Genomic DNA, 25025 nt, shown 5'->3' with positions numbered 1-25025 from the left:
ATAACAAAATAAAAGGAGTTCTCAAAATTAACATTTTGAGAACTCCTTTTATTTCTAACCTTTTTCATAATGTAACAGTTCTTTTGCTGTATGCTGATCGATAATTAATACATTTGCATACCCGCCACGTAACGCACCATCAATTGCTTTTATTTTTCTATTACCACCTGCAACTAAAATAGAGCGTTTCTTTAATTTCAGTTCCTCTAACTCAATTCCAATTGTACGCTGATTAATCTCTTCGCTACTAATATTTCCGTCTCCATCAAAGAAACGTGAACAAATGTCACCGACCGATTGTTTTTTGAGTAAACTTGTTTCATCCTTATCGAAATAACCTAATCGGAATAATAGCGCTTCGTCTCGCACTGTTCCTACAGTGAAAACTGCAATATTCGCTTGTTTCCCCATTTCAATAATGTGATGAATATGTCGATCCTGCTCTACTAATTCTTTTGTCACTGCATTATCAAATATAACTGGAAGAGGTAGATTTCTTGGCGTCGTTTGAAAAGCATCTGCAAATAAAGCTATCGTCTCATTCGCATATGTATTTACACTCGAATGACTAATACCGCCTTTTAACTGGACAACCTCTACCCCTTTTACATGTTGCGGTACGATTTTTCTAGCGATTTCATACATCGTCATTCCCCAGCTTACACCAACAATATCACCGTTTTTAACCGTCTTTTCCATATACTCAGCAGCATATTTACTTATATACTCTGTAATCGTTGCATATTCCGGTACTGGAGAAAACACAACATGTGCCTCTAACAAGTTGTACTTTTCTTTCAGTAAATTCCCAACGTTATCTAAATCCGCAAATGGATCGGCGATGCTAATTTGAACAAACCCTTTTTCTTTCGCGTACTTTAACAATCTAGAAATCGTCGGTCTTGAAATATTTAATTTGTTAGCAATTTCTTGCTGACTATAATCTGATTGATAATATAATCTTGCAACTTCAACGCTTAATTGTTGTTTATCTTTTTCCATAGTAACTCATTACAAATCCCTTCCTGTATTTCCCTTTCGTTACAAGCATTATACAGCTTTACGCAAAAAAATTCGACTACCGAATTTTATCTAACTGAACTTCTATTCTACGTATTATATACAATGAAACCTTATTGTGTAGATTTACAAACTCAATATAGAAACACTTACAACATATAAATCAGTTTATATGTAATTCATTCTTTATTGCTTTTCCTGTAGTAACGATAACAAAGACGTTCAATAAGAAACATGAAACATCGTCTAAAAGCTATTCAAATACCCCTCATAAACAAAAGATACTGTTCATAAGGGGTATGTATTCAATTTAAGTTTATAAAAATCGGATGAAAACACTGCAAGTTCTCACTTATTTAGAATAAGAGAAAAGATGATGTTTTATTTGTTCAATAAAATAATGATGGTGTATATTATCGTTAGATACGCGACTTGCCATAATAGCTCCCTCCATTGAAGATGCAAGAAAAGAAGCGAGCGATATAATATCTGTATCTTCTTTAAGTTCTTGTTTCTCTATTCCTTCTTTTATGAGAGAAGCCATTAACATTACTGTATCATCATAACCTTTTGCTGCTGCTTTTTGTAATTCTGGAAATACTCCAGTACTTTCAATTGCGCTATTAAGTAATGGACAGCCTCCAGCAATAGGAGGATTATTAGCTGCATCTTGATATACAAGGAAAATTGCAAGGATTTTATCAATTGCTGTCTTTTTATTTTCCATTGCTTTATGAAAATGACTCCACATAATCTCACCACTTTTGTCGTAGGCAGCAAGGACAATTTCTTCTTTACTTTTGAATCTACGATAAATAGATCCTTTAGGTAATTCAGTAGCTGTCATTATATCCTGGATGGATGTGCGAGTTATCCCATTAGTATTAAATAAATATAAAGATGTTTCAATAATTTTTTCTTTAACCTTATCAACTTTAGTCATGCTTTGTAATCCTCCTAATAAAAACGAGCTTAATATTTCAGGTGATATTTACCATCTATTTTCTTGAATTTTTTTGTAAGTATAAAGAAGTTTGGAACAAAAATATCTTATCAACCCCTATATTATCTGAACCTCAAACAATACGGTTTGAAAAGAGGTTAATCAAATTGTATTATCTATATCACTCAAATGAATTTTCTGTCAAAATTAACATGACCAATTATTCAATTCAGTCATGTTATACAACTACTTTCACCTAACTTCGTAGCAGGGGTAAAAATATATAGTTAATTTTAACGTATAGACATATGATTATTATATATAATTTTTATTAATATGTTTAGCTAAAGTGTTCGAACTCCCCCACTTTCACTTCATTCTATAAAAGATTAATCATTAATGATTACTGGAATTAAATTGTAACAAAGCAACTGAGATATAAATATATTTGCTTTTTTCCATTTTGATTTTGTTAATACTTTGTAAAAAAGGTTTAAAAAACTAGAAACTTGTAGTATTATTAGATTTCGATTCAGACCGAACCGTCCGGTTTGAAATCTTTATATAAATATATTTATAAGGAGAACTTTATGCAGAAAGAAAAATCAAAGATTGTAGGTAATTTAATTACGGGGGCAATAAAGTGAACTTTATAAAAATGAATAAAAAAGAAATTATTATGCTAATAGTTTATACAATGTTTGCACTACTTCAAATTGGCTTGTTCATATTATTTGGCCTATCACTTTTAACTAACAGCAATTTAGTTGAATCAGAATTTGCTCTTAGTGCCATCGGTTTGACTGTACCTGCTATTGTAGGAATAATTTTCTTTAGGAAAGAAATTATTGAAAGTTTTACTTATTTTAAAGAGAAAACAATTTTGAAAATAGTAAGTGTTCCTCTGGTGGTTTTATTTACGGTAATTGTAGAACAATCTGTTATGCGTTTTCTAGCAACTGCCCAGCCAGAGAACCAAGAACAGCTCCTTGAAACAGGTACGGGGATACCTCTTATTTTTACATTGCTAGTATTTGGTATTCTAGGGCCATTGCTTGAAGAAATTGTGTTTCGTCATATAATATTAAATCGTTTTTCACATTATATTGGTACTGCTATTGCATCTATCATCTCAATTATAATTTTTACAGTTCTTCATACGAACCAGCTTTCAGATATTGCTATTTATTTACCTGGCTCAGTGATACTTACTGCGGCTTATCTTATTTCTAAGAGATCCATTGCATATGTTATGGCGATACATATGTTAAACAATTGCATCACTTTCATTCAATTGCATATGTCATAGCGATACATATGTTAAACAATTGCATCACTTTCATTCAATTGCATATGTCATAGCGATACATATGTTAAACAATTGCAGGTTTTGATGCAAAAATACTCTATGTTTCTATCGAGTATTTTTGGCACCAGAACCACTTTTTCTAAGGCATAAGAAATCTTATCAAAACTACAACTTATTAGGAGAGTGTCAGTCATGATTGTAACAACAACTTCTGGAATTCAAGGTAAAGAAATTATTGAGTATATTGATATTGTAAATGGTGAAGCTATTATGGGTGCAAACATTGTCCGTGATTTATTCGCTTCAGTCCGTGATGTTGTCGGTGGCCGTGCTGGTGCTTATGAAAGTAAGCTAAAAGACGCTCGTGATATTGCGATGGACGAAATGAAAGAACTTGCAAAACAAAAAGGTGCGAACGCTATCGTTGGTATTGACGTAGATTACGAGGTTGTACGTGATGGAATGTTAATGGTTGCTGTAAGTGGTACAGCTGTACGTATATAAGTAAATAAAAAAACGGTTCCTCCCTTGGAATTTATACTTTGAGGAGAGGCCTGGTTCTGTTGCTGATTTTAAAGAATAAAAAGAAATGTTGATAAATCATTATACGTCGAAAAAACACAGTTTGAGTGTAAACTGTGTTTTTTTATATAGAGGCCCCATCCCATCACTATCAAGCTAAAATTTTGTGTTAACTTGTACAAAATTTACATTTTTTACTTTGGGGTAATTTTGAATCCTTAAGTTTATGGGCATGTGGTGGTACCCTCTAATACTGTACAAATTTTTTATAAATGGTTGTAAGGTTCTACGTTTTTGACCATTCTGTACAACGATAACTTTGGTTTATTGATTTCACCTGTAATCTGGTATCCTATCCTCTGATACAATTTAATGGCAAGTTGGTTCTCTTTCTTTACCGTCAGAGAGCATTTGGCAAAGCCTTGCAGCGAAGCTTGTTCCTCAGCAAACTCAATTAGTCTGGTACCTATCCCTAGTCCTCGACTTTCGGGCAGTAAGGCAATTGTTCCGATGTGAAACTCGTCATCTTCTCCCTCCTTCAAGGTAAACATGGAATAAAGCATTTTGATATTCAGTATGTTATAAACAACAAAACCCAGCTTTCGGAACGAAAGCAGCTGTTTAAAAGTGGGCCAGGCAAGACGATTTAAAACGGGTATGGGATAGCAAGTAATCATCCCTAAAGTTTTCCCATCCATTTGAGCTTCATAAGCGTATTGATGACTGAAACGGTTGTTCTCCTGCCGCCATAGCTTACAAAATGTCCAATCGACTGTGTTCTTCTCCTCAGATCCTGCAAGTGGAAACGCCATGTATTCCAATGCCATTACATTTAGCTGGGCGCCGACCATGGATTGATGAACAGCCTTTACAATAGAGATTTTATTCATTATCCTATTGCTCCTTTTCACTTTCTATATTATTAATATTAATTATCATGGATTTGAATCAGTTCAGTTCACTTCCCTCTCAATTCATCCTTAGCTTTGAAACCATAATAAAATGTATTTAAAACAAGCTCTGCAGCAGATTTTTTAGCCACATTTCCTTCATGTACCTGTTCCCAGGTATGGAAAAGCAGAGCATAAAGCGTATTCAAAATCCATTCGCTGCTAACTGTTTGCTGAAAGTAACCTCTTTGTTGTAGCAATTCAATAACGCGTCTTAAGGGTTCCCTCAGCTTCTCTTCTGCTTCACCTAATTCTTTGTTGTTAAATACAGATGCATCATGACCTAGAAAATAGATTTTGTCACCTAAAGGGATTAACGCTTCAATGAGTTCCGGGATATAGTTTTCACTTCTTTCCTCATCCAGTGGAATCTGGTTTACAGTATCACTTACCATTTGTATAGCCCGATGGCCCAAGAACAGCATCAATTTCTCCCTGCTTTCGACGTAGCGATGGAGTGTAGCAATTCCAATTCTCGCATATTCCGCAATTTCATTCATCGAAGCAGTAGGATTTTCAACAAGCAATATAGTAGCTGAATCAAGAATTGCATTAAATCTCGCTTCCTTCAACGCTGACAAGTCTTTCTTCATCGTCAATCTCTCCCTTTTTCTGTATAAAGTCGTCATTTTTGATAGATGAATATATCATTTGATATTATAATAAACAATCTCAAATAAAGTGTCCAGCTGCTGAATGTAGCTTTTCAAAAAGAATTATATTCCTGAAACTGATAGCACTTTGAATGTTTCATTCTTAGCATTTCATTATTTAGATAACAATGAAGAAATTAAATTCTTTAATGTAATAAATACAAGAGCCAAAGGAAATGGTACGAATCGCTTTCTTAGTAGAAAAAATGATTACCTTATCTGGTTTTTTTAACTATTTTTATGACGAATTAATAATTACAGTAATTTTTCTACTTTTATTAAATCCGTTTGCACTTCATTTAATTATTGAATATTTTATAATGAAGTTACTTTCTGCATAAAGTTATCGGTTTACTTTAAAATTCACTTCCGGGTATTTGGTCATCAGCCTTTTAAGGGTTGAGCCGTCATCCTTCTGTTTTACATACTGGTCAAAAAATGCCAGGCTGAATTCGTTAATAATACGATGAACTTCCTTTGGATTTTCACCTGGGCTCTGCAACAGAGGTGAGAACAAATGTAAATCGGTAAAGCTTGTATGATCCGTATGAGGAATGACCATTGACATACCACCACCAGCTAACCCACGTCCGTATCGCTCCCTCACTTCAAAGGGATCTGCTTCATCAGGCTCTTCTGCACTCATGAGCAGAAATGGTTTTCCAATGCCACTTTCAGGCAAAATTTCACCATACAATGTACCATCCATATTGATAGCTGCTTTGACACGAGAATCTTTTGCAAGTATTTGTGCTGCGGTAGCTCCACCGTAAGAGTGGCCAAACATTCCAATTCGCGAGGTATTCAGTCTTCCTGTAAAGAAACCAGTCTCATCGTTTTCGTTAAGTTTCTCTATCTGATTAAGGACAAAGCTGACATCTTCCTCCCATAATTTTATGTGGCTATCTCCTTCATCAGTTAAATTGATGGGCTGTACGTAAGCAGTTCGACCACCTGGAAAGACGGTAGCTGCAGCATCAAAGGTATGATCGATACTTAGAACAATATATCCTTGACTAGCCAACTCCTCAACTTGAAACGTGTTTTGATTACGAAAACCATTAAAACCATGAGAGAAGAGTAATATGGGATAGTGATTCTCTGAGTCTGAGAGTTGTAAATCCATAAACGAATGAGACTTTACCAATTCCATGTGGCTGAATGCAAATGCAGGAATAGACAATGTTTTTTCCAATCCCTTGGAGAGCTCATTTATGTTACGAATATAAGGTTCTGGATCCCCCTTGCTTTTTTCAGCTGCAGGATACCAAATTTGCACCATCAGTTCGCGCCGATCGTTTGGATTTTTCGAATATGGTTCATTTCTCTGATGATCAACCCAATGATATAGCTTCGTACCGACCCTATGTGGACCAGTTGGTTCTTCAAATGAAAATACTGGCATAAGTAAGGGTAGCGCAACTGCTACAGACAAATAGATACATAGTAACGAAGTCTTAACTATGAATATACCCGAACTTCTAAATCCCTTTTTCCGCCTAGTTAATAAATAGCATAAAATTAAGATAACTGGGGATACATATGCCGGAATCATCTGCCACCTAAAACCTTCTGCCAATAACTGAACTGTAACCATTACAACGGCAATCAAAGTAGCTAATTTAGACCACTTTTTCGTTTCTCTGCCTATTAACAGTATCCAACTCAATAGACTAAAATTCACTACTATCAAAACAACTTCCCAGAAATTCATTGGCCTATCTCCTTTGCATGCATTTTACTTCTAATTAAAGAGGTAGTTTTCAGCCTAAGCAAAAGCAGGTGAAACACCTATATAGTTGCACCAATTATGCTTAGTAACCGTTGCATCCACTCTACTCCTTTATTCAAATTAAAAACTTAAAATGCCCAGCTACCTTTACGGAAAATTGGTTCTACAGTTCCATCTGGTAGAATACCATCGATATCCATCTCACTGCTGCCAATCATAAAGTCCTCATGTGTTATTGAAATATTTGCCCCTAACGTTTCAAGCTGATCGTTTTCTAAATCTCTTCCATCCTCTAAGCAAGTTGGATAAGCTTTACCAATCGCTAAATGGTTCGATGCATTTTCATCAAACAATGTATTAAAATATAAAATTCCCGATGCTGAAATCGGTGATTCATGTGGTACAAGTGCTACTTCACCTAAATAGCAAGAGCCTTCATCCACATTAATAAGCTCCTGTAATAAATCATGTCCTACCTGTGCTTCAGCTTTAACAATTTTTCCTTCTTCAAATGTCAGTTTAAAGCCATCGATAATATTCCCTTGATAAACTAATGGTTTTGTATTGCTTACATAGCCATTTACACCTTGTTTCATCGGTAACGTATAAACCTCTTCTGTCGGCATATTAGCCATAAAGATAGTATCATCAGGAGTTTTACCACCTCCAGTAACCCATTTATGCTGTGGTGCTAATGCAATTGTTAAATCAGTACCTGGCGCTGTATAGTGAAGCTTCATATATTTTTTATCGTTCAGTAGGACCGCACGAGATTCTAAATTTGTTACATGTTCACGCCATTTTTCAATAGCACTGCCGTCACCAATACGAACAGCTTTAAAAATAGCCTCCCATAATGCTGGTACTTGATCCTCAGTTGCTAAACCTGGGAACACCTTCGATGCCCACTTTGGTGAAGGAACTGCTACCATCGACCAAGCTATTGAATCCTTCATTACGGCGTTGCGATTGTTTCTCAGAGCAGCTCCTGCTACCTTTTGATAGGTAGCTAGGCGATCAGATGAAATACCTGTAAATTTATCAGGATCTGTAGCATCTATCATTAATAGTGCTCCTTTACGTTCGATCAGCTCATCATTCATTTTGACTATCCACTCTGGGAAGCGATTAAATTCTTCATCTGAGGCATAATCAAAGTAAGCACGTTCCATTTCTTCATCCGAAAAATTAACATGAACACGCCCTGCCCCAGCCTTATAAGCCTCTTTCACAATTATACGGGCGAAATCCAATGCATCCACTGATGTATTGACTAATAAGTATTGCCCTGGTTGAATATTGACACCGATTTTCACCGTAAGTTCTGCATATGCTTGTAATTTTTCTTCAAAAGTCATATTATTTACCTCGCTTTTATTAAATTGGTTTTGAATTCCCCTCACTAACTTACTTTCTGAACAGGTTTTCTCAGAATTTCCATTTCCCGTTTTTTATTAGAACATGATAACAACTAATGGATTTTTTCTACTACTCATATATTTAATTTTTAAACTTTGATTCAATTAATATTGATTTGTTTTTCAAAAAATCTAATCGAAGGGTATCAAACACTACATAAAGTTATAGAGTTCTTTATTGTGAAAGCTCACTCATTTCTTCCCAATCTTTTCAATGCTGCTGTACCTAAAGACTTACCATCAATAGGGCGTTTAACATTCTCAATCACTCCTTTATCTTTACAAAAACATTTTTGATAGATAAACATATCATTTGACATAAGATTAAATCATTTCAAACGAATTATCAAGCTATAAAATTTAATTTTTAAAAAATTCGGTAAAAAACCCATATAAAAATGGATTCTATCAAAGGGAGCGATAACAAAAAGATTTTTATACACACATGGATAAAACACATGACAAACTTATATATAATTGCAAGTTCAACTCTCACAAAAAACAGGATAAAAAAATAAACAGCAGAACTAGTCCACTGTTTACTTTGCCACACCTTCATGTAATTTTTCTGTATAATCCTTTACATCTTTCCAGCTATCTTTCGCTGTATGTAAATCTTCTTTTATAAACGTAAACTCTTCTGGAGTAATTCCTTTTACGTTTTGTAGTAAATTATTATATTTTGCACCTACTGTATACCATTGATTTGATATGTTTTGTAGTGCTGTAATTGCTGCATCAATTGTTTCTGTCATGTTTGTTGTTTTATTTTTTACATCAGTCAAAATTAAGACTTCTGCTTGTGCTCCTGAAATTCTATCTTTTAAATTAGCGATTTCTCTTTCTGCATTTGCGATATCTTTTTTCGCAACCGCAATCATCGGCCCGCCAGCAAGACATGTTATTAGAGCTACGCAAAGTACGCCACCAGCAATGACCATATCATTACTCTTTTTAATCGAATCGTTATATGTATTTATTTGTTGCTCTAGAGCTGGAATACCAGCATTCGTACTTGCCAATATCGCTGTTAACTGATTTGTATCCTCTTTGAAACTATTTGTATCTTTCGCCATTCTATCGCGAAAAGCTTTCAAATTTCCTAATAATCCATCTACCTCATTTTGATTCTTTACAATATCCGCATACAACTTTTCTAAATCCGCTTTTAATTTTCCGCTATCCTTTTGATCAATCGCTATTAACATGTCATTATAATACGATTGAAAAGTATTATTGTAATTTATAATATTTTGATCCGTTTTCATAATTTGAGGCTTCATATTATTTAACCAATATGCTGCATTAACTTTTGCATCTCTTTGATGCTGAATCATATTCCCTTTAAATTCACTATTAATCGAACTTATTTTACTTAAATCTGTCTCTTGCTGATTTTGAATTAATTTTGCATATGAATCCATTGCAAATATGCTCGATGTCGTTTGCGCCATAACGTCTTGGAATCCAGCTGGCCCTAGAGAATAATTTTGCGCACTTTCTTGCAATGTTTTTACGTTTTGTTCTGCTGCAAAAGGATGTAAAGGAAATGCGTTACTCGTTGCCACCCCAGCAATCATTAACGTTAAAAGGCATTTTTCATAAAAACTTTTCTGCATATTTTTCACCTATTCTCCTTATAAGGATATCAAAAGCTCCTGCTCACAACTGAACAGGAGCTTCAAATCATTCATCAACACTTAACGCTCTAACAATTCGTATTCGATTATGCTTTTTTCGTATCTACTACTTTAATATCTTCCGCATAAATCTTTTCTGCATAGTCTTTAATGTTTTTCCAGCTATCTTTCGCAATGTTTAAATCTTCTTTAATGAAAACTAGGTCGTTTGGACTAATAGAATCTACATTTTGAAGTAAAGAATTGTATTTTGATCCCATTGTGTACCATTGGTTTGAAATATTTTGTAACGCTGTAATTGCAGTATCAATTGTATTTGTTAAATACTCTGTTTGTGTTTTAATGTTCGTTAATCCTGCTACTTCTAATTGCGCAGTTGTAACTTGTCCTGTTATCTTTTGAATTTCTGCTTGTGCATTATCAAGCTCTTTCTTCGCTAATACGATTCCAGCTGTACCACCGCCTACAGCTGCTGCACCACCTGCAATTAATGCTACTCCTAGCGGTGTTCCTGCGCCCGTAGCAATAACTACTGCACCACCGATAATTGCAATTGGTCCTAGAGCTGTCGCGACAGATGAACCGATAATAATTGCATTATATTTACTAATTGCTTCATTGTACGTTGTAATTTGATTTTGCAGAAGCGGAATTCCTGCATCTTGACTAGCTAATATAGATGTAATTTGATTTGCATCACCCTTGAAGTTTTGCGTATCCGAAGTCATTTTATTTCGGAATTTCTTCAAGTCTTCTACTAACTGATCCACTTGCGCTTTATTTTCATTAATACTACTTGATAATCTAGTTAAGCCTTTCGTAAGAGTCGCTTTATCCTTTGCATCAACTGCAGCAACTAAAGTATCATAATAGTTTTGGAATTTCGTATTGTAGTTAATGATATTTTGATTCGTTGAAATAAGCTGTGGTTTTAATACATCTAACCATTGCTTCGCATTTCCTCTCGCTGTATCTTGATGCTGAATGACTTTTCCTTTTAAAGCCGCATCAACAGACGATACATTTCCAAAGTTAACATTACCTTGTTTAATAATTGTTAAAGCATACAGATCCATTACTAAAGCATTTGAACCTGTTCTTTCCATTGCATCTTTTAAGCCTTCTGGTCCTAATGAATATTCTTCATAGTCATTATAAGCTTTTGCTACCGCATGAACTGGAGCTTGTTTCACTGTGCTTTCAGCTGCATACGTATGGGCTGGCATAATGTTTCCTGCTGCAAATACTGCCATAAGTGCTGATAGAGCCATTACTTTATATGGTTTTTTTGTCATTTTTCTTCTCTCCCTATATCGCTAATTATTTTTCTGCTTAATGTACTTCAACGTTTGTAACGTAATCTTCAAATTGATTTGTTTGTTTATTCATTTCATCACTTACTTTTTTAATTTGATTGAAATGTTTTTGAAGTAAACTACTGTCTGTATACGTGCCTTCTTCAACATTCTTTTGAATTTGGATCATATTATTGTTTAAAACTTTCCAGTCCGTTAATAACGTTTCTAAAGTTGTAATTTGACGATTGATTAGTTCTGTAAAGCTACTTACTTGGTCTTCAACGAATGTAATTTGTGTCGCCTCTGCTTCAGTTTGTGATAACTTTTGAATAAGTGGTAGTAGCTCTTTTTGCTTTTGCTGAATGCGAAGAGCTGCTTCTCTCGTTTGACTATCTGCAGCATTTACAATTTCATTACTTAAAGTACCGATAGAAACAAAATCGATTGTTTTCGTTTGTGCAGTTTGATTTGTGATTGTAAATACTTGTTTACCGATATTAATAGAACCTTTAATGATTTCTTGAGGTCTATTCAAAATAGTAGTTAGTTCAGCTTGAATTTCCCCTTGAATTCTTTTAATATCTTCTCTTAATTTCACAATATCTCCACTTGATCCTTGCAGTGTTTTTATTGCTTCATCGGCTTTAATTGATAAGTTGTTACTATCTTTGTCTAATACTGTTTTAAATCGATTTAACTCTAATAAATCTTGCTCCATACTCTCTTGGATGCTTTGTACTTGCAATTGTAATTTTCCATATGCACTCATAAAATCTGCTTTTGCTTGCTGATCTTCATTTACGTTTCCTGCTAGTTCATAGAGCTTACTATAATAGCTATTAAATCTAGTGCTGTATCTCATCATTTCTTGATTTAAGTCAATTAGCTTCGGATTATATTCATCAATCCATTCTCGTACATTCGCCTTTGCAAACTTTTGATGATTCGTTAAGCTACTCATCGCATTTACCTTAATGTCTGGCTGTTGCAAAATAATTAATCCGTATGCTTGAATAAGCGGTGATTGTGATCCTAACATTCTAATTGAATTGGATAATGTATTTGGAGCAATTACATTTTGCACATATACTGTTTTCACTTCTGTTTGCCCCTCCTTGGCGTAAGCGCTTACAGGAATGAAGCAACTCGTAGATACTGCTGTAACCAATAACCCTGTAATTAAAGTCTTTTTCACTTTAACTCCTCCTATGTATTAGCAACTATTACTATCGCATTTTATTATTCTATTTTCTTGCCCATAATTTGAGATGGTTAAAATAGAGAACGTTCTCACCGCGATCCATGTATGAACCACCTCTCTCGTATTGCTACAGTACTTACTTATCGTCACAAAACATTTTATTATTTTTCATATGTGTTTAGTATGAATAACATTGTATAAATTTTCTATTTCATCGAAATTCCCACATTCACATAGTGAATATATTACGTAAAAATATTATTCATTTTAAACTAAACAACATGCGTAAATATGAAATTTCGTTTTGTTTTCATATATGTTTTGTACTGTAAGGTCATTTAAACACAGCTGTTTATATAACGTAAAGAAGTATTTTCATTCCCTTTATTTTCAAGCTTTCATGTCCTTATTTCAAAATATAATCCGATTCACTTTATCGATTGAAATATCTACATATCACCACAGAAAACACTACTTGCAAATAACCGATAAAATTATATCGATATAATTTTTAAACCCATATGCAATTATGCATAGGATATACACAAAAAGGATAGCTTCATTTTCACGAAGCTATCCTTCAAAAATCTTCTTATTTTTTCAAATGATATGGAACTGTCGTAATAACAACATTTCTTTTATAAAGTAAATACGCACGTATGAGTAAACTGGATTGATTATGAAGAATGTTATGCCAACCTTTTTTCGGAATGAACTGTGGTATAACGACCGTAACGCGGTAATTCGATTCACTTGCCTTATACTGCACTGTATCAATGAATTTCGTTAGCGGCTGAATAATACTTCTATAATGAGAATGTAATGTAACAAGCCTTACTTCAGGTTGCCACACCTTCCATTTCTCTTCAAATTTCTTTTCCTCTTCTCTGTCAAAAGCAACATATACAGCGATAACTTGATCTGCAGAAAGAGATTTCGCATAGTTCAATGAATTTTCTACTACATGCGTCATACCTGCTACAGGAACGACAATTACATTCCCCTCAATTGGAATAAGAGGTTCACAAGTTTTTAAACTTAATTGATCACCCACTGCATCATAATGCTTCTTAATTCGATGAAACAAGAAGATAATAGCAGGTAAGAAAATAAGAATCGACCAAACTTGTGCAAATTTAGTTAAAAAGAACATGCTCATTACGATAAAACTAATAACTGCACCAATTAAATTAACCGTTAATTTTAAAGCCCATCCTTCAGGTTTTTCACGAAGCCACTTTAATACCATCCCTGTTTGAGAAAGTGTAAATGGAATAAATACACCTACTGCATATAACGGAATTAAATGTTCTGTTTGTCCTTGGAAAGCTACAATTAAAATAATTGAAGCAACTCCAAGTATTATAATACCGTTTGAGTAACCTAGACGGTCTCCTCTAATCGTAAACATTCTCGGTATGAATTTATCTTTTGCGAGGTTAACCGCTAATAAAGGAAATGCAGAATAGCCTGTATTAGCTGCGAGAATTAATATTAAAGCTGTTGTACCTTGTATGAAATAGTACATGAAATTACGTCCAAATGTTTGTTCAGCAATTTGAGAAACAACTGTTACTTCTTTACTCGGCGTCACTCCGTAATAATAAGCTAAAAATACAATTCCTGAAAATAACACAGCAAGTAATGCACCCATTGCAAGCAATGTTTTTGCAGCATTGTTTGGCGCAGGATCTTTAAAGTTCGGAATTGCATTTGAAATTGCTTCAACACCTGTTAAAGCAGAACTACCTGATGCAAATGCTCTTAACAGTAAAAACAAACTAATGCCCGCAACCGGCGTTCCGATCGGCGTGTGTAAAGCCTGCGAAACGTGACCAGTCAAAATATTATATATGCCTACACCAATTAATATAAATAGTGCTAAAACAAATAAATAAACAGGATATGCTAAAACGGAAGCTGATTCCGTTACTCCTCTTAAATTTAAGATGGTAATAAATATAACAAATATAATCGCAATGATTACATTATGTGCATGTAAACTAGGAAAAGCAGATGTTAGCGCATCTGTACCTGCAGATACACTTACCGCAACAGTTAAAATATAGTCGACTAATAAAGATCCTCCAGCAATTAAGCCTGGATTCATCCCTAAATTTTCTTTTGATACAACATACGCTCCCCCGCCATGCGGATAAGCAAAAATAATTTGACGATAAGATAAAATAAGGGCTGTCAATAATACTAATACCCCAACAGCGATCGGAATGGAATACCAATAAGCGATCGCTCCCACACCTGCTAAAGCAATTAAAATTTGTTCTGGACCGTAAGCAACTGATGACAATGCGTCAGAAGATAAAATAGCTAAAGCTTTCGTTTTATTAAGCTTTTGTTCTCCAAGCTCTGTTGATTTTAACGGTCTTCCAATTAAAAATCTTTTAATAGATGAAACCAATGCTGTCCACTCTCCAATAATTTTGTACGAACTTTTCTGCTTGTTACAGCAAGTAAACGATTTCTTCAGAAAACAAAAAATGTCTACAAGCCATAGCGAAATAGACTTGTAGACATTATTTTTTTTGTCGCACAAGCTCCACCTTCCTTCTCAATATAACGCTTACGAGGTTAGCTGTCGGATTCGGGCCTATGAGTAGCCCTACCTTTTTCAAGGATTCACCCCATCGGATTATGTACTAATCCGTAAAAACGGGTCCCCCGTACCATGCGGTTTCAGCGATTTAGAAAATTGAAACTGTGGATTATAATACTCCTTTATTTTCAAAAAGTAAACAAAAATTTTTAATAAGAAAAAAATTAAAATGATTGCGCATAATCCGCTGAGAAATATACATAATGAATATTAAAAATCCGCAAAGGAGACCCATATGTCTAAAGAAAAGAAGCCTATTTTTTCCGATTCATATTTAGATGCAGTAGCAAATGAAATTAATCAGTTATATGGTAAACGTGAACAGGAAATAAATTTGACAGATAGAACGAAAAGAAATAAATAATTTGTCATACAAAAAAATAAAAAAGATAGCAATACACTTATATATTGCTATCTTTTTTATTTTTTCATACATCTAATTCTATTACAGATTTGTTAAAGGTCATCTCTTCATACACCTTTAAATTTTGATATATAGTTCCTAATAATGGTGCCGCTATAGAAAATTGCTCTGCTACATCCAGTAAATATCCTTGCAAGTGCTTCCCTTCAATAAACGAACCCTTTTCCATATCACGCTGCATCGATGACTTCATATCATATGAAATTTTATCAATCGTTTTCATATGTTCCTGGGCAATATTAGCCTTTACTGGAGCTCCTAATACTCTCATGATTTGTACAGATTCCTCAAACACATTACGGATAAAATCACGGCCGCCTTCACTTTCACGGATTGGTCCAATTGGTGCACGCATTAACGTTGTCACACCTGACATTACAGTAATAAATAAATATTTATGCCACATATCTTGCGTAATATTTTCACTTAAAACAAAACTAGATTTCGTACCTGAAAATGCTTTAGAAATATGCTTTACTCTCTCTGAATTTTGAGACTTAATTTCTCCAAACACAAGTCTGTTGGCAGCGCTAGTTTGTACAATTTCTCCTTGATCGTTTAACGTCGTCTCGATAAAGCATAAACCGCCAATTACTTTTTCTTCGCCGAATTCTTTTTGTAGTAGTGATAAATGAGCGATACCATTTAACAATGGAATGATTACAGTATTATCGCCAACAAACGGCTTCAAATCTTGAATAGCCTCGTTTAAGTGATACGCTTTTGTTGAAAATAAAATAACATCAAATTGAAAAGTTCTCTCTTCTTTCGTTATTAATTTCGGTTGGAAGGAAAAATCCCCGTTAACACTTCGGATTACAAGTCCTCTTTCCTCTAATTGTTTTTTCCGTTTACTACGAACAAGAAACGTGACATCTTCTCCCTTCTCGACTAACCTGCCACCAAAAAATCCTCCGACTCCACCAGCGCCTAATACTAAAATCCGCATACAGCATCCCCCTTTTTAAAATACAATTTTATAACTTTTAGTATACATAACATTATACATGTTCCCTGCTAAATAAGCTGAATTTTCACTCTTAAACAAGTATAAAACAGTGGTTATTTTCAAATAAATTTGGGCATGTTGTTTCTATAGCATATATGGAAAGGAAACAATGTAGATGGAGGCAATACAAGCAATTGAGGAAAAAGGTGTAGCAACAGCTATATTTCAATTTATATTCCCGTTTTCGTTTAAAGCTGGATATGAACAAGATATGTTCCCTTTCTTACAAAAAAACGATTTTCGTCCTTTTCGGCTCGATCATCTCGATGATGAAAATACATATTATGGGGAGTTTAAAGTTTCACATCAAAATATGGAAGCATACTATCTTTCATTTACAAATAAAATTCTCTTTCCTCACTCAGAGCATCAAAAGGGCTTGCAACGTTATTCAAAGGATCTTAACTTAACTGGACATTTAACAACAAACCTTATTTCAATTCCATTCAAGATACACTCTATTGATGTAACACTTTGTCCTTATGAACTTGGCTTCTTAACAATTCGAACAAAAGTAAACACTGCTCCAAATATGACTTTATCTGAAGCAATCGAATTCGCTGCTCGCTTCCGTGTACTTGAAACTAAAACTGATACAAATGAGTCTATTTGTATTGAATGTAACGGAAAAAAGTATTCCCAAGTTGAAAAATTCATTTTTGGTTATTTATTTCATGGCGTAACTGATTTCTTTGAAAAGAAGAGATTAAGAAGTTCATACTTTCAAACCTTCCCTTTCTTTGAAGACCAAAGAATGTACGTTCAAACTTTATTGTCACTAAAAGAAGGTATGGAACTTAATGAAGTGGATGTTTATCGTACTTCCAGTCTTTCCGGATTAACAAGTGATGGTAAACCATATGTAAGCGCAAATAACCTTCCTTACATTCATGAATATTTAAAAAAACATGCTTATCAGAGATGGGCTCCAAATCGTTATTTCATAATGGAAGAACATATTTTTACATGTGTAACAAATGAAGGAGAACGCGAAATCTCTAAACTTGCTAGTCAAATGTACGGGGAATTTTATTACGCTTTATTATTAAACCTATTCCATAAAATTGTTTTATTAAAAATGGCAAACGCCTATGCTGAGCTAAATATTGAACAAGATACTAATGAAATAGAGAAATTAATTTATTCGATCAATTCGTTCACTGCTAATTATTTTTCTTTAGAATTAGTATCCCAATCACAAAGTGAAGATATTTTCTTCCGCTTAAGAAAACTTTTTAATATTGAGGTTTTATACTCGAACGCGAAACAAAATCTTGATAGTTTGTTTAAATATCAAGAAAATGTCGCCTCTAAAAAAGATAGCCTTTTATTATTAATTTTAACGCTCTACTCTGTAGTGGGCCAAATGTTAGGGTTTACTATGATCGACCTTTTAAGAAACACCGATTCAAACAAAATATCTTCACCTCTTGAATTTTTCGCTCTATTAATTGCGATTAGCGGCATTGTCATTTCACTTATTTTAGGAGCCCAAAGTTTATATCAATGGGGTCTACAGCATAAACAAAGAAAAGCTTGGGTAAAACAAACGGTACTGTCTGCTGTAAAAGAAAAAGAGGATAAAAATTAAAGAAGGTTATTTTCAAATACATGGTATGCTGCAGTAAATGAAATTTTTATCAGCGATTTTCCGATTATATCAGCGCAACTCAAAATATATCAGCGATTTTTTTAAATATATCGACTTACCGACAAAAAACGACAAATGACAGGACTGTATAATAAAAAAAGGGTGCTCCAAAATAAAACTTGGAGTACCCTTTTTATTATACGAATTCAGCTTACTTCCCTGCTTCGATTTTCTCTAATGCAGCAGCTACTTGTTCTTCAGTTAATTCATGTTGTATTACATAGCGGTTACGTGGGCTTACACGACATTCATGAGAGCATGCACGTAAATGTTTCGCTTCGTTTTCTTCCGAACATAAAATTTTCTTATTACATTCTGGATTTGAACAGTTTACATAGCGCTCACAAGGTTCACCTGTAAAGTGATCTTTACCAACGATAACATGTTCTTTTTGGTTTACTGGCACAGCGATACGCTCATCAAACACGTAACATTGTCCATCCCAAAGCTCACCTTGTACTTCTGGATCTTTTCCGTACGTTACAATTCCGCCGTGAAGCTGACTTACATCTTCATAACCTTCACGAACTAACCAACCTGAGAATTTCTCACAACGAATTCCACCTGTACAGTACGTTAAAATCTTTTTACCTTCAAGTGTTTCTTTGTTTTCTCTAATCCAATCTGGTAATTCACGGAATGATTCAATATCAGGTTTAATCGCACCTTTGAAGTGTCCTAAATCAAACTCATAATCATTTCGTGCATCAATGATAACTGTATCTTCTTGTTTCATTGCCTCATAAAAATCTTTTGGCTCTAAATACTTCCCAGTTATTTCGTGTGGGTTAATGTCATCTTCTAGACGAAGTGTAACTAACTCTGGACGAGGACGTACGTGCATTTTCTTGAATGCATGCCCTTCTTCTTCATCTATTTTAAATACGATACCATCAAAACGTGGATCATTATTCATTGCTTCCATGTATTTCTCTGTTTGCTCTACAGTTCCAGAACAAGTTCCGTTAATACCTTCTTTTGCTACAAGAATTCTTCCTTTTAATTCAAGTGAATTACAAAATTCTAAATGCTCTGCAGCAAATTCTTCTGGGTTTTCAATTGTTGTGTACATGTAATATAGTAATACTCTGTATGGTTTTGTAGTTGCCAATGTATTTCTACCACCTATCTAATTTTTAAAATCATGTATAAGTTAACGTTCATATCAAAACATATATAATAAGAAAATGAATCCCATTTTCTTTTCTTTATACTATTTTCTATCAGTTAACAAAAATAAAAAACAAGATTACACATCATAACACTATGGTTATGTTGTAATCCCAATATATTATATATCATACAATTGCAATTCCATCAATTAATATGCTGTATTATCGGCTTTATGTTCACATAAATTTCAAAAACAGCCCTTTAATTCACTATGTTTCCCCATGTCATCACACCATAAACTCCCAATTCATTTTACATTATCACACCATCCATTGCATAAAGGCATATAATTTGCATTAAGGAAACTTTCGTGTTCAAATGAAATTATCACATAACATATTTAAATGTATTGAAATAATGAGTAAGAATAAATACAATAATTTCATCAAGTTAACATTTTAAAGGGGAAAACTACTATGAATAAAGATATAACAAAAGATGAACATCTCCCTTCTGAAAGTACAACTGTACAATCAGCCCACTTAGCTTTAAGTGGAGAAACAAAAGGTTGGAAAAGACTGTTACCATTTTTAGGACCCGCTTTTATCGCGTCCGTTGCTTATATTGATCCTGGCAACTTTGCTACAAATATCGCAGCTGGTTCACAATATGGATATTTACTATTATGGGTTATACTCGCTTCTAACTTAATGGCTGTATTAATCCAAACTTTATCAGCTAAATTAGGAATTGCTACAGGAAACAATTTACCCGAAATAGCTCGTGAAAACTTTCCAAAGCCTGTGTCTATCGGCTTATGGATACAAGGTGAACTAGTTATTATGGCTACAGATTTAGCGGAATTTATTGGAGCTGCATTGGGGCTTTACTTACTATTTGGAATCCCGATGCTACCTGCCGCTTTAATTACAGCAGCCGGATCATTTATTATCCTTGAATTTCAACGTAGAGGATTTCGTCCACTAGAAGCTATTATTACAGGAATGATTTTCATTGTAGTAATCGCTTTTGGGATTCAAGTTTTTTATGCAAAACCAGAATTAAGTCCCCTTCTTTCAGGACTATTTATTCCAAAATTCCAAGGTGTAGACAGTATATTACTTGCAGCAGGGATTTTAGGTGCAACAGTTATGCCGCATGCAATATACTTGCATTCTGCATTAACACAACGCCGCGTGGTTGGAACAACTGATGAACAAAAGAAAAAGATTTTCCGTTTCGAATTTATTGATATCATTATCGCAATGGTTATCGCTGGAGCAATTAATGCGAGTATGTTAATTGTTGCTGCTGCACTATTCTTTAAAAATGGTATGCACGTTGAAGATTTAGATGTGGCATACACTCAGTTTAGTAACTTAGTCGGTCCTGTATCAGCTGCGTTATTTGGAATTGGGCTCTTATCAGCAGGACTATCTAGCTCTTCTGTCGGTACAATGTCAGGTGATATTATTATGCAAGGTTTCATTCGAATGCATATTCCGTTATACTTACGCCGATTTATTACAATGATTCCACCACTAGTAATTATCGCTTTAGGTGTAAATCCAACTTACGCTCTAGTCATGAGCCAAGTCGTCTTATCATTCGGTATTGCTTTTGCATTAGTACCACTTATTATGTTTACAAGCAATAAAAAAATTATGGGTGCGCTCGTTAATCACCGCATAACAACCTTTATCGCTTGGATCATTGCTGCACTTGTTATCATTTTAAATATTTTCTTATTGTATCAAACATTTGTAGGGTAATGAAAAAAGAAGGCTGTCCCAAGATTATTTGGAGACAGCCTTCTCTTTTGAATTATAAATTTTCATCATCTATTCACATGTCACACCGTGCTTTCAACAAATTTTTCAAACTCTTCTTCCTCCTCAATAAATGGAAAATGATTACTGTATTCAAATGTCGACATTATTGCATTTGGCATAAGTTCGGCTACTTCTACTGCAAATTCATGAGGACACTGTGCATCATAAATTCCAGCGTAAATACGGGCTTGTATATTTACATTCTCTAATTGTAAACGCACATCAAATGTAGGTAACTCCTTATAAGAAAAATAATCAAGACGTTTTGAAACTGTTTTACCGCTGTTCGGTCTAGTAATCATTTCATCATAAGCTGATTCATTATATAAAGACATCATTGTCCATTCTTTGTTTACGGCACGCCTCTCATCAATTGTAGAAGCCGTGTCCCTAAGTACTGCAAATATTTCTCTTAAACGAGCATTTTGATTATTATCTCTACAATAAATACTATTTTTGTGATTTATATACTCAGCTGATGCACATAATCCGCCAGCTATAATTTTCACAAGCTTCTCCGGACACATTATCGCATACTGTAAAGCAAGCATTCCACCAGTCGAATGACCTGCATACGTCCAATCTTCAATATTTAATGCTTTACGTATCGCCTCTAAATCACGTACTGCATCTACCATTCCTAGATTATATTTAGTGGTGTCATGTGTAGAGTTTCCGCACCCTCTTAAGTTTATAAGATACACTGTGTAATGATTCGTAAATGCCGAAGCAAATAAGTTACCCTTGCCATTAAACTCACTGTATAAATGCGTTACACACAGTGGTTTTCCTTCACCCTTTTGAAAATACTCAAATCTCCCTCTATCAGTTTCAACATAATACTTCTCCCACATTAGCGCTTCCCCCCTAATTCCCTTTTATATATTCTCCTTTTTCCGGCATCATGAAACCATTTTCAGTTCGAAAGTAAAGTGGCAATCCTTCCGCAAAAAACATACTTACCTTGGACGGATCTTGCCTTTGATGATGAATATGTAAATGCGGCTCACTTGAACTTCCTGAGTTACCGACTTGAGCAAGAAACTCTCCTTCATTTACACGTTGTCCTTCTCTCACATTAATTGATCCTTTCTTTAAATGGGCAAGAATTAAAAATGTGCCTGTTTCATCTAGTCGTAAATAAATATGATTCCCAGCCATTGACTGAAAATTATCCGATCCCGGAACTAAATCTTGTTCATTATTATTAATTGATACAACCGTCCCAGAAGCTGGTGCCATTACTTTCGCTCCATATATTCCGTAATCCTCTAACTTACTACTTTTCACTTCAGCAGGTGGAATGAGAATATCATATGCCCACCTTTCATTTGGTTTTATAACGTGATAGTTCGTTTCTAACCGATCACCACCCCAACCTATTAATGCTCGTTCATTCAAAGGAAAACGAACTACTGCTTTAGGACTCATAGATTGTATATCTGCTGAGTAAGCAATTCTACCTATATTAGCAAACCAACCGACAGGCCAAGCTCCAATGATAGAAAACAGAATGATTAAAAATAGCGTTCTATCTATCCGCTTTCTAAAAATGCCTTTCAAAAAAAATATTATTACTGATCCTATCAAGAGGAAAACTGAAATAAAACTAAAAGCCTGTATACTCCACCAAACAAAAACTGATGTAACATCATTAGCTACATAAACTAAGATCCAACTTATAATTAAAAAAGAAACTATAATTACTAATAAAAATTTCTTCCACATGTCGCATCCCTACTCTCATATCCTTTTCCTCAATGATACAAAGTAAAAATTACAGCATATGAAAGAAATACTTACGACTTTCTTACTTTTTTATACTGCGGTAATTTCACAGTAAAAACTGTTTCTTTATCGTTACTACGTACAGTGATATCCCCTTGATGGAGCTCGGCTATACTTTTTGAAATTGCAAGTCCTATTCCTTTCCCGCCCGTATGAGAACTACGTGATTTTTCACTACGATAAAACTTCTCAAAAATGTAAGGAAGGTCCTCTTTCGGAATGCATTGTCCAAAATTTTTAATTTCTACTTCAACATTCATTGTTTTATTGAAAATTTCAATTGCAATTTCCTTTCCATCTCTCCCGTACATAATACTATTGCCTATTATATTTTCAAATAGTCTCACTATAAGTGTCACATCAACTTCTACATGTAGCACTTCATCATTTTTAATATAAAAGTTCATATTGGCATCATCTAATTGTGGTACAAAGTCAATCATGATTTGTTCAATTAATGCTTTCATATCTACTTCATCTTTATGTAATTCAATCTCTCTATAATTTATTTGACAGTATTCTAATAAATCATCTACTTGATGTTTTAATTCATAACTTTTTCGCTTTAATATACTTACATACTGTTCACATTCTTCTCCATTCGAATGGAGTTTATTTCCTAACAGGTCCGCATAACCGATTAAAGATGTTACTGGCGTTCGTAAGTCATGAGAAATATTACTAATCATTTCATTTTTCATTTCCTGTGATTTTTTTTCATTCTCAATAGACTCTTTTAAGCTTTTCGCCATTCTATTAACATTTGCCGCTAGTTCACCAATCTCATCGCTTTTCGAAATAGGTATATGTATTTCAAAATTACCGTCACTTATTTCCTTCACGTTCTTGTTAATTTGAGACAACCTTTTCATCAGCGTTTTTGTCATTAACGCAAAGTATGTTGTAGTAAAAATCAAAAAAACTATAAAATATAAAAATGAATATTTTTCCTCTAAAACATTAACCTGACTATATATATTTCCAGCCAAAATTTGAAACACTATTATACTTACAGTCGCTAACAAGATGCTACATATGAAAGCAATAAAAAATTTCGCCCTAATACCCTGTAAAAATCTAATCTTCAATTTTATATCCGACTCCCCAAACATTTTGTATAAACTTCGGTTCTTTTGGATTCTCTTCAATTTTATTTCTCAATCTTGCAATATGAACCATTACTGTATTATTACTTTCATAGGCTCTTTCGTTCCAAACGCTCTCATATATTTCTTCAATCGTGAACACACGGTTCCTTGCAACTGCCATTAAGTGTAAAATTTCATATTCAGTTTTCGTAAGATTCATTGTTTCTCCATATAACATTACTGTTCTCGACACTTCATCTATTTCTAAACCTCTAATGTTTATTTTCTTTTCCATTACTTGGGGAGCATTTTGATTGAAATATGTATACCTTCTTAATTGGGCTTTCACTCTTGCTATAAATTCAATTGTACTGAACGGCTTCACAATATAATCATCTGCCCCAGTACTAAATCCAATTACCTTATCTACATCCGATGATTTCGCGCTTAAAAACATAATTGGTAAACTATGTTTCTCTCTAATCCTTCTACAAAGTTCTATACCATCCATTTGAGGCATCATAATATCCAAAATAGCAAGTTGAATACTGTTATTATTTATTATTTCTAAAGCCTCTTCTCCGTTATGAGCACTAAAAACTTTAAAACCTTCTTGTTTTAAATTCACATTAATAAATTGAATAATATCTTTATCGTCATCTACAATTAATATCGAATTTTTTTCCATTTCCAAACCTCTTTTTTGAAATATATTCCACATCTAAGTTTATCATAAATCAAATCTACCATTACACCTTGAATAATCTTTATTTTCAGATTAAATTATATAATAACAAATACATTCTATTTTCATGTGAAA

At 34.0% G+C, this 25025-nt stretch carries 23 protein-coding genes and 1 riboswitch; of the genes, 6 read left to right on the top strand and 17 right to left on the bottom strand.

Features of this window, described 5'->3' with window-relative positions; translation table 11 throughout:
• Window positions 1-54: 54 nt before the first annotated feature.
• Both AC241_RS09590 and AC241_RS09585 read right to left on the bottom strand, forming a co-directional pair.
• Complete coding sequence (locus tag AC241_RS09590) at window positions 55-1002, bottom strand: DNA-binding transcriptional repressor DeoR (RefSeq protein ID WP_016082054.1); 948 nt, start codon at window positions 1000-1002, stop codon at window positions 55-57.
• Window positions 1003-1372: 370 nt separating this feature from the next.
• Window positions 1373-1963, bottom strand: coding sequence for a TetR/AcrR family transcriptional regulator (locus AC241_RS09585; protein ID WP_048565321.1), 591 nt, complete (start codon window positions 1961-1963; stop codon window positions 1373-1375).
• A gap of 643 nt (window positions 1964-2606) precedes the next feature.
• Between AC241_RS09585 and AC241_RS09580 the strand changes: the two genes are divergently transcribed.
• Window positions 2607-3272: a CPBP family intramembrane glutamic endopeptidase gene (locus tag AC241_RS09580; protein WP_050843268.1), complete on the top strand. Its 666-nt coding sequence runs from the start codon at window positions 2607-2609 to the stop codon at window positions 3270-3272.
• 192 nt (window positions 3273-3464) lie between these two features.
• Window positions 3465-3776 (top strand): heavy metal-binding domain-containing protein, encoded by a 312-nt coding sequence (locus AC241_RS09575; protein WP_000637505.1) that lies wholly within the window; start codon window positions 3465-3467, stop codon window positions 3774-3776.
• Between the two features lie 284 nt (window positions 3777-4060).
• Here the strand turns inward: AC241_RS09575 and AC241_RS09570 are convergent, their stop codons facing one another.
• Both AC241_RS09570 and AC241_RS09565 read right to left on the bottom strand, forming a co-directional pair.
• On the bottom strand, window positions 4061-4684 hold the full coding sequence (locus AC241_RS09570; protein WP_001033856.1) for a GNAT family N-acetyltransferase: 624 nt from the start codon (window positions 4682-4684) through the stop codon (window positions 4061-4063).
• Window positions 4685-4752: 68 nt separating this feature from the next.
• Window positions 4753-5337, bottom strand: a complete 585-nt coding sequence (locus AC241_RS09565; protein WP_050843266.1) for a TetR/AcrR family transcriptional regulator — start codon at window positions 5335-5337, stop codon at window positions 4753-4755.
• Between the two features lie 236 nt (window positions 5338-5573).
• Here AC241_RS09565 and AC241_RS34745 point away from each other — a divergent pair, with 236 nt between their 5' ends.
• A complete protein-coding gene (locus tag AC241_RS34745) occupies window positions 5574-5738 on the top strand; it encodes a hypothetical protein (RefSeq protein ID WP_016082058.1) in 165 nt (54 codons plus the stop codon).
• A 2-nt stretch (window positions 5739-5740) separates the two neighbouring features.
• Here AC241_RS34745 and AC241_RS09560 read toward each other — a convergent pair whose 3' ends face one another.
• The 7 genes from AC241_RS09560 to AC241_RS09535 all read right to left on the bottom strand — a co-directional run bounded on the left by AC241_RS09560 (window position 5741) and on the right by AC241_RS09535 (window position 15105).
• Entirely contained in the window at window positions 5741-7111 is a 1371-nt protein-coding gene (locus AC241_RS09560) for an alpha/beta hydrolase family protein (RefSeq protein ID WP_050843264.1), read from the bottom strand.
• Between the two features lie 146 nt (window positions 7112-7257).
• Window positions 7258-8487 (bottom strand): aminopeptidase, encoded by a 1230-nt coding sequence (locus tag AC241_RS09555; RefSeq protein ID WP_048565318.1) that lies wholly within the window; start codon window positions 8485-8487, stop codon window positions 7258-7260.
• A 248-nt stretch (window positions 8488-8735) separates the two neighbouring features.
• Entirely contained in the window at window positions 8736-8867 is a 132-nt protein-coding gene (locus AC241_RS35680) for a hypothetical protein (protein ID WP_257151172.1), read from the bottom strand.
• A gap of 219 nt (window positions 8868-9086) precedes the next feature.
• A complete protein-coding gene (gene nheC / locus AC241_RS09550; protein ID WP_029441996.1) occupies window positions 9087-10166 on the bottom strand; it encodes a non-hemolytic enterotoxin NHE subunit C in 1080 nt (359 codons plus the stop codon).
• A gap of 107 nt (window positions 10167-10273) precedes the next feature.
• A complete protein-coding gene (nheB, locus tag AC241_RS09545; RefSeq protein ID WP_000162968.1) occupies window positions 10274-11482 on the bottom strand; it encodes a non-hemolytic enterotoxin NHE subunit B in 1209 nt (402 codons plus the stop codon).
• Between the two features lie 37 nt (window positions 11483-11519).
• Window positions 11520-12680, bottom strand: a complete 1161-nt coding sequence (gene nheA / locus AC241_RS09540; protein WP_050843262.1) for a non-hemolytic enterotoxin NHE subunit A — start codon at window positions 12678-12680, stop codon at window positions 11520-11522.
• A gap of 598 nt (window positions 12681-13278) precedes the next feature.
• Window positions 13279-15105, bottom strand: a complete 1827-nt coding sequence (locus tag AC241_RS09535) for an APC family permease (protein ID WP_016082062.1) — start codon at window positions 15103-15105, stop codon at window positions 13279-13281.
• A gap of 144 nt (window positions 15106-15249) precedes the next feature.
• Window positions 15250-15396, bottom strand: a riboswitch (cyclic di-AMP (ydaO/yuaA leader).
• 139 nt (window positions 15397-15535) lie between these two features.
• On the opposite strand from AC241_RS09535, the gene AC241_RS35675 reads away from it, so the two are divergent.
• Window positions 15536-15664, top strand: coding sequence for a hypothetical protein (locus AC241_RS35675; protein WP_000031873.1), 129 nt, complete (start codon window positions 15536-15538; stop codon window positions 15662-15664).
• Between the two features lie 64 nt (window positions 15665-15728).
• Here AC241_RS35675 and panE read toward each other — a convergent pair whose 3' ends face one another.
• Entirely contained in the window at window positions 15729-16673 is a 945-nt protein-coding gene (gene panE, locus AC241_RS09525) for a 2-dehydropantoate 2-reductase (protein WP_050843260.1), read from the bottom strand.
• Between the two features lie 175 nt (window positions 16674-16848).
• On the opposite strand from panE, the gene AC241_RS09520 reads away from it, so the two are divergent.
• Window positions 16849-18324, top strand: a complete 1476-nt coding sequence (locus tag AC241_RS09520) for a hypothetical protein (RefSeq protein WP_029441992.1) — start codon at window positions 16849-16851, stop codon at window positions 18322-18324.
• 211 nt (window positions 18325-18535) lie between these two features.
• Here AC241_RS09520 and trhO read toward each other — a convergent pair whose 3' ends face one another.
• Window positions 18536-19495 (bottom strand): oxygen-dependent tRNA uridine(34) hydroxylase TrhO, encoded by a 960-nt coding sequence (trhO, locus tag AC241_RS09515; protein WP_029441991.1) that lies wholly within the window; start codon window positions 19493-19495, stop codon window positions 18536-18538.
• A gap of 478 nt (window positions 19496-19973) precedes the next feature.
• On the opposite strand from trhO, the gene AC241_RS09510 reads away from it, so the two are divergent.
• Window positions 19974-21269 (top strand): Nramp family divalent metal transporter, encoded by a 1296-nt coding sequence (locus tag AC241_RS09510; protein ID WP_029441990.1) that lies wholly within the window; start codon window positions 19974-19976, stop codon window positions 21267-21269.
• Window positions 21270-21349: 80 nt separating this feature from the next.
• Here AC241_RS09510 and AC241_RS09505 read toward each other — a convergent pair whose 3' ends face one another.
• The 4 genes from AC241_RS09505 to AC241_RS09490 form a co-directional block, all read right to left on the bottom strand.
• Window positions 21350-22183, bottom strand: a complete 834-nt coding sequence (locus AC241_RS09505) for an alpha/beta fold hydrolase (RefSeq protein ID WP_000263707.1) — start codon at window positions 22181-22183, stop codon at window positions 21350-21352.
• Between the two features lie 13 nt (window positions 22184-22196).
• On the bottom strand, window positions 22197-23057 hold the full coding sequence (locus AC241_RS09500) for a M23 family metallopeptidase (RefSeq protein ID WP_050843258.1): 861 nt from the start codon (window positions 23055-23057) through the stop codon (window positions 22197-22199).
• A 71-nt stretch (window positions 23058-23128) separates the two neighbouring features.
• Window positions 23129-24229, bottom strand: a complete 1101-nt coding sequence (locus AC241_RS09495; RefSeq protein WP_173927838.1) for a sensor histidine kinase — start codon at window positions 24227-24229, stop codon at window positions 23129-23131.
• On the bottom strand, window positions 24195-24893 hold the full coding sequence (locus tag AC241_RS09490) for a response regulator transcription factor (RefSeq protein ID WP_016082070.1): 699 nt from the start codon (window positions 24891-24893) through the stop codon (window positions 24195-24197). The genes AC241_RS09495 and AC241_RS09490 overlap by 35 nt, the downstream gene beginning before the upstream one ends.
• Window positions 24894-25025 lie beyond the last annotated feature (132 nt).

Origin of the sequence: Bacillus thuringiensis, from assembly GCF_001182785.1 — a bacterium.
GTDB classification, from domain to species: domain Bacteria; phylum Bacillota; class Bacilli; order Bacillales; family Bacillaceae_G; genus Bacillus_A; species Bacillus_A thuringiensis_S.
The sequence above is the reverse complement of the archived record's forward strand: the minus strand, read 5'-3'. Positions and strand labels throughout refer to the sequence as shown.

Excerpts from the sequence above, each read along its gene's own strand:
- AC241_RS09590 (WP_016082054.1), bottom strand. The coding sequence starts at position 1,002 with ATGGAAAAAGATAAACAACAATTAAGCGTTGAAGTTGCAAGATTATAT.
- AC241_RS09585 (WP_048565321.1), bottom strand. The coding sequence starts at position 1,963 with ATGACTAAAGTTGATAAGGTTAAAGAAAAAATTATTGAAACATCTTTA.
- AC241_RS09575 (WP_000637505.1), top strand. The coding sequence starts at position 3,465 with ATGATTGTAACAACAACTTCTGGAATTCAAGGTAAAGAAATTATTGAG.
- AC241_RS09570 (WP_001033856.1), bottom strand. The coding sequence starts at position 4,684 with ATGAATAAAATCTCTATTGTAAAGGCTGTTCATCAATCCATGGTCGGC.
- AC241_RS09565 (WP_050843266.1), bottom strand. The coding sequence starts at position 5,337 with ATGAAGAAAGACTTGTCAGCGTTGAAGGAAGCGAGATTTAATGCAATT.
- AC241_RS34745 (WP_016082058.1), top strand. The coding sequence starts at position 5,574 with ATGGTACGAATCGCTTTCTTAGTAGAAAAAATGATTACCTTATCTGGT.
- AC241_RS09560 (WP_050843264.1), bottom strand. The coding sequence starts at position 7,111 with ATGAATTTCTGGGAAGTTGTTTTGATAGTAGTGAATTTTAGTCTATTG.
- AC241_RS09555 (WP_048565318.1), bottom strand. The coding sequence starts at position 8,487 with ATGACTTTTGAAGAAAAATTACAAGCATATGCAGAACTTACGGTGAAA.
- AC241_RS35680 (WP_257151172.1), bottom strand. The coding sequence starts at position 8,867 with ATGTCAAATGATATGTTTATCTATCAAAAATGTTTTTGTAAAGATAAA.
- nheC (WP_029441996.1), bottom strand. The coding sequence starts at position 10,166 with ATGCAGAAAAGTTTTTATGAAAAATGCCTTTTAACGTTAATGATTGCT.
- nheB (WP_000162968.1), bottom strand. The coding sequence starts at position 11,482 with ATGACAAAAAAACCATATAAAGTAATGGCTCTATCAGCACTTATGGCA.
- AC241_RS35675 (WP_000031873.1), top strand. The coding sequence starts at position 15,536 with ATGTCTAAAGAAAAGAAGCCTATTTTTTCCGATTCATATTTAGATGCA.
- panE (WP_050843260.1), bottom strand. The coding sequence starts at position 16,673 with ATGCGGATTTTAGTATTAGGCGCTGGTGGAGTCGGAGGATTTTTTGGT.
- AC241_RS09520 (WP_029441992.1), top strand. The coding sequence starts at position 16,849 with ATGGAGGCAATACAAGCAATTGAGGAAAAAGGTGTAGCAACAGCTATA.
- AC241_RS09510 (WP_029441990.1), top strand. The coding sequence starts at position 19,974 with ATGAATAAAGATATAACAAAAGATGAACATCTCCCTTCTGAAAGTACA.
- AC241_RS09505 (WP_000263707.1), bottom strand. The coding sequence starts at position 22,183 with ATGTGGGAGAAGTATTATGTTGAAACTGATAGAGGGAGATTTGAGTAT.
- AC241_RS09500 (WP_050843258.1), bottom strand. The coding sequence starts at position 23,057 with ATGTGGAAGAAATTTTTATTAGTAATTATAGTTTCTTTTTTAATTATA.
- AC241_RS09495 (WP_173927838.1), bottom strand. The coding sequence starts at position 24,229 with ATGTTTGGGGAGTCGGATATAAAATTGAAGATTAGATTTTTACAGGGT.
- AC241_RS09490 (WP_016082070.1), bottom strand. The coding sequence starts at position 24,893 with ATGGAAAAAAATTCGATATTAATTGTAGATGACGATAAAGATATTATT.